The following is a 3840-nucleotide window of genomic DNA, read 5'->3' as shown; positions in this document are numbered from 1 at the left end:
CGTCGTTGGCGGCTGCGATCCGGCCGCGCCGCGCGACGCGGCGGCGGGCGACATGCCGGCGCCCGGCGTCGTCCACGCCGACCGGATGCCGTACGAACTGCATCCGGTCGATCCGTCGCGGCTGCCCGATCTGCCGGCCGCCCAGGCGCCGCCGTTGCTGACGCAGCTGATGGGCGACGACCGCAACATGGTCGGCCTCGGCTGGCACTTCGTCGGCACGACCGGCCGATCGACGCCCGTGACGACGCACACGGACGCACTCGGGCTGAACAGCTTCGAGAACCAGGGGTCGCAGCTGTCGCTCGGCAACACGAACACGCTGGCGTTCACGCTGACGCATTTTTTCTCGGAGAACTGGGCGGCCGAACTCGGCGCGGGCATTCCGCCGGTGCTGACGCTGCGCGGGCACGGCAGCATCGCGCTGCCGCTCGACCGGATCTTTTCAGGCGTCCAGGGGCGCTTTCCGCTGATCGATCTCGCGAACACGCAAAGCAACCCGCTCGCGACCACGCGCGCGTGGCTCGGGTCCGTCGTATTCAAGTATTACCTCGGCGAGCGCGACGACCGTTTCCGCCCGTTCGCGGGCATCGGCGTCAGCTATACGCGCTTCACGAACACGAACCTGAATCCCGTGTTCCAGCGCAAGCTCGCGTCGCTCGGCGGGCTGCTCGCGGCGGGCGCGGACATCGGCAGCCTGCAGTCGCTGCTGCTCGACCCGTCGCTGTTCCAGCGGATCTGGGATGCCGGCGGCGACCTGCTGCTGTCGGGCAAGACCAACGTGTCGGCGAAGGTGAAGAGCGTGTGGGAGCCGGTGTTCACGGTCGGCGCGAGCTACCAGATCACGCGCCAGTTCTGGATCACCGGCATGGTGACCTATATCCCGTTACGTACGAAGATTACGCTGGATATCGACCAGCCGAACCGGCAGCTCGCGTCGAACACGTTCGATATCGCCGCGAACCCCGTGCTGGCGAGCGTGCTGCTCGCGTTCCGCTTCTGACCGGTGCGCCGGCCCTTTTTCATGAATTTGACGCGCGACGCTGGGATAATGTCGGCGTTTGGCTGCGTCAACGATGGAAGGAGGCCCCATGGGCGACAACGATAACCGCACCGAGACCGACAACCGCACCGATCTCGAATCGATGGAAGCGCGCCAGCGCCGCTTCGAGGAAGACCTGGTCGACGCCTACGACGAAGAACTCGAGATGGAGCTCGACGATCGCCGCTTCGACGACAGCGACGACCTGCTGTTTTCGCAGGAGCGGCGCGAAGCGCGCAAGCAGTATTTCCGCGAGCTGTTCCGCCTGCAGGGCGAACTCGTGAAGCTGCAGGACTGGGTCGTGAGCACGGGGCACCGGCTCGTCGTCATTTTCGAGGGGCGCGACGCGGCCGGCAAGGGCGGCGCGATCAAGCGCATCACGCAGCGGCTGAACCCGCGCGTATGCCGCGTGGCGGCGCTGCCGGCGCCGAACAACCGCGAACGCACGCAGTGGTATTTCCAGCGCTATGTCGCGCATCTGCCGGCCGGCGGGGAAATCGTGCTGTTCGACCGCAGCTGGTACAACCGCGCGGGTGTCGAGCGCGTGATGAACTTCTGTACCGACGACGAATACGAGGAGTTTTTCCGTTCGGTGCCCGAGTTCGAGAAGATGCTCGTGCGCAGCGGGATCCAGATCGTCAAGTACTGGTTCTCGATCACCGACCACGAGCAGGAAGTGCGGTTCCAGAGCCGGATCGAGGATCCGCTCAAGCAATGGAAGCTGAGCCCGATGGATCTCGAGAGCCGTCGCCGCTGGGAAGCCTACACGGCCGCGAAGGAAGAGATGCTGCTTCGCACGCACATTCCGGAAGCACCGTGGTGGGTCGTGCAGGCGGTCGACAAGAAGCGCGCGCGGCTGAACTGCATTCACCATCTGCTGCAGCAGGTGCCGTATCACGAGGTGCCGCACGCACCGATCGACCTGCCGCCGCGCGAGCATCACGAGGACTACATCCGCCGGCCGGTGCCGGACCACATGATCGTCCCCGATACCTACTGAATGACCGACTGACCGGCGACGGGATTCGTCCGGCCACGCGGGGAACGCGGACGCGTTCCCCGCGCGTCACGTCGCCGGAAAGCCCGAGCGTCCTTGCGTCAGGTCGAACAGCTCGGTTCTTGCCGCGGCTTCGGCGTTTTCCGGCAGCTTGATCGCGAGCTTCACCGTCATCCCGTACGCGCTGTCCACGAGCGCATACCCGGCCTGTTCGATCCAGCGGCGCACGCGTGCCTCGTCGGGGTAGCCGATCTCGATCGCGAGCCGCGTGTAGCGGACACGTTCGACGCGCTCGGCGTCGAGCAGCGCCGATGCGATCGCATCCGTATAGGCCCGCACCAGCCCGCCCGCGCCGAGCTTCACGCCGCCGTAGTAGCGCACGACCGCGCCGAGCACGCCGTCGAGATCGTGATGGCGCAGCACTTCGAGAATCGGCCGGCCCGCGGTGCCCGACGGCTCGCCGTCATCCGACATGCCCGACTGCCCACCCGCCAGCAACGCCCAGCATACGTGGGTGGCCGCAGGATGCTCGTCGCGCAGGCGCTGCAGCGCGTGCATCGCGGCGTCGCGATCGTCGACGGGGATCGCGAACCCGATGAAGCGGCTCTTGCGGATCTCGAGTTCGCGGATGCAGGTGGTGGCGAGCGAGTAACTCATGCGTCGCGAGATGAAAGGTGTAGGGAAATCAAGGTGATGACGGCCTGGCGATGCGTTTGATATCGACCCGCGCAGGCATCGGGCGGCGGCACGAGCGGGCGGGATGAAACACGAATTTTACCGTGGCGCGCATCGATGCCTTTCGAAGCCGTCAAAACGCGATGCCGATGCGAATGGTCAGGCGCGGGCGAGCGCACCGGCTCTGCCGCGGGACTCGACGTTCCGGATTCGAAGGCAGGTACACCGGATCACGGTTGCCTTGACGTCGTGGCGCCGGCGCCGATCTGGAGCGCGTACAGCTCGGCAACGTCGACCGCCTGACGGCTGCTGCGTTCGACCGATCCTTCTTTCGTCCACAGGAATGGATGGAAGCTGAAGCATTGATCCGTCGTCAGGCGCTGGACGTCGGCCTGCCAGCCGGGCCAGCGCATGCTCGCGTAGAAGTCGCTCAGCGTGTCGCCGAGCGACCATCGCACGAAATCGCCGTACCCGATCCCGAGGGGCTCCCATTCCAGCGTGTCGGGTGCAAAGTAGTACACGGAACCCATGTCCTCCCCGAGTGCGCCGCCGTTCAAGGCGAAGAATCCGCCGACGGCGTCATCCGCGACCAACAGAAAGCCCGAGGATCGTCCCTGATTCCAGCCGACGATGTCCCGAGGCAACGCGGGATGGCCCGAGCCGAGCAGACGAAGGTAGCCGCCGTCCACGAGCAGGCCGCCGGTCGAATAGGCGATCGTCCCCAGGAGCGATCGCGTGGTGACCTGAAGGGTGGACAGGATTTCGCCATTCCGGCCCGATGGCGGCAATATCTCGCAACGATCACGCGCTGCCGCCGACCACTCGATCAATGACGGCAGGGCGGATTCACGCTCGTTGACCAGTTCGTTCAGCGGACGCATGTGTCTTCTCTCCGGGTGGTTCGGTTCGGCATGGGCCGAGCCGGGACGATACGGCCTGCACCGGCTGGTGCGGCATCAACGCGCCCCGACCGACGCGCGCAGTGCCGCGCCCAGCGTGCGCAGCGCCTGCCGGGCTCGCGCATCGGTCAGGCTCGAGTGGAGCACCACGTCGCGGGTCGGCAACGGCGGCAGCCCGTAGCGCGCACCGACGTCGACCGTGCCGGCGGGCGCCACGCGATGCCCGAGCG

4 protein-coding genes and 1 pseudogene are annotated in these 3840 nt (G+C 66.6%); 2 read left to right on the top strand and 3 right to left on the bottom strand.

From position 1 onward, the window contains the following. Both DPV74_RS39840 and ppk2 read left to right on the top strand, forming a co-directional pair. A partial coding sequence (locus DPV74_RS39840; RefSeq protein ID WP_119339182.1) for an OmpW family protein occupies positions 1 to 1000 on the top strand: 1000 nt, incomplete at its 5' end. Between the two features lie 88 nt (positions 1001 to 1088). Continuing rightward, positions 1089 to 2039, top strand: a complete 951-nt coding sequence (gene ppk2, locus DPV74_RS39835) for a polyphosphate kinase 2 (RefSeq protein WP_027791391.1) — start codon at positions 1089 to 1091, stop codon at positions 2037 to 2039. A gap of 66 nt (positions 2040 to 2105) precedes the next feature. Here the strand turns inward: ppk2 and DPV74_RS39830 are convergent, their stop codons facing one another. The 3 genes and pseudogenes from DPV74_RS39830 to DPV74_RS39820 all read right to left on the bottom strand — a co-directional run. Then, positions 2106 to 2693: a YigZ family protein gene (locus tag DPV74_RS39830; RefSeq protein WP_060085147.1), complete on the bottom strand. Its 588-nt coding sequence runs from the start codon at positions 2691 to 2693 to the stop codon at positions 2106 to 2108. A gap of 248 nt (positions 2694 to 2941) precedes the next feature. Next, positions 2942 to 3592, bottom strand: a complete 651-nt coding sequence (locus DPV74_RS39825) for a DUF2625 domain-containing protein (protein WP_119339181.1) — start codon at positions 3590 to 3592, stop codon at positions 2942 to 2944. A 75-nt stretch (positions 3593 to 3667) separates the two neighbouring features. Then, a pseudogene (locus DPV74_RS39820) lies at positions 3668 to 3840 on the bottom strand (LysR family transcriptional regulator); the annotation flags it as partial.

Source organism: Burkholderia sp. HAN2018 (assembly GCF_024704855.1).
GTDB classification, from domain to species: domain Bacteria; phylum Pseudomonadota; class Gammaproteobacteria; order Burkholderiales; family Burkholderiaceae; genus Burkholderia; species Burkholderia cepacia.
This window is presented reverse-complemented; position numbering and strand designations above follow the sequence as displayed.

Bases quoted from the DNA above. Each gene is read 5' to 3' on its own strand.
- DPV74_RS39825 (WP_119339181.1), bottom strand. From the start codon at position 3,592: ATGCGTCCGCTGAACGAACTGGTCAACGAGCGTGAATCCGCCCTGCCG.
- DPV74_RS39830 (WP_060085147.1), bottom strand. From the start codon at position 2,693: ATGAGTTACTCGCTCGCCACCACCTGCATCCGCGAACTCGAGATCCGC.
- ppk2 (WP_027791391.1), top strand. From the start codon at position 1,089: ATGGGCGACAACGATAACCGCACCGAGACCGACAACCGCACCGATCTC.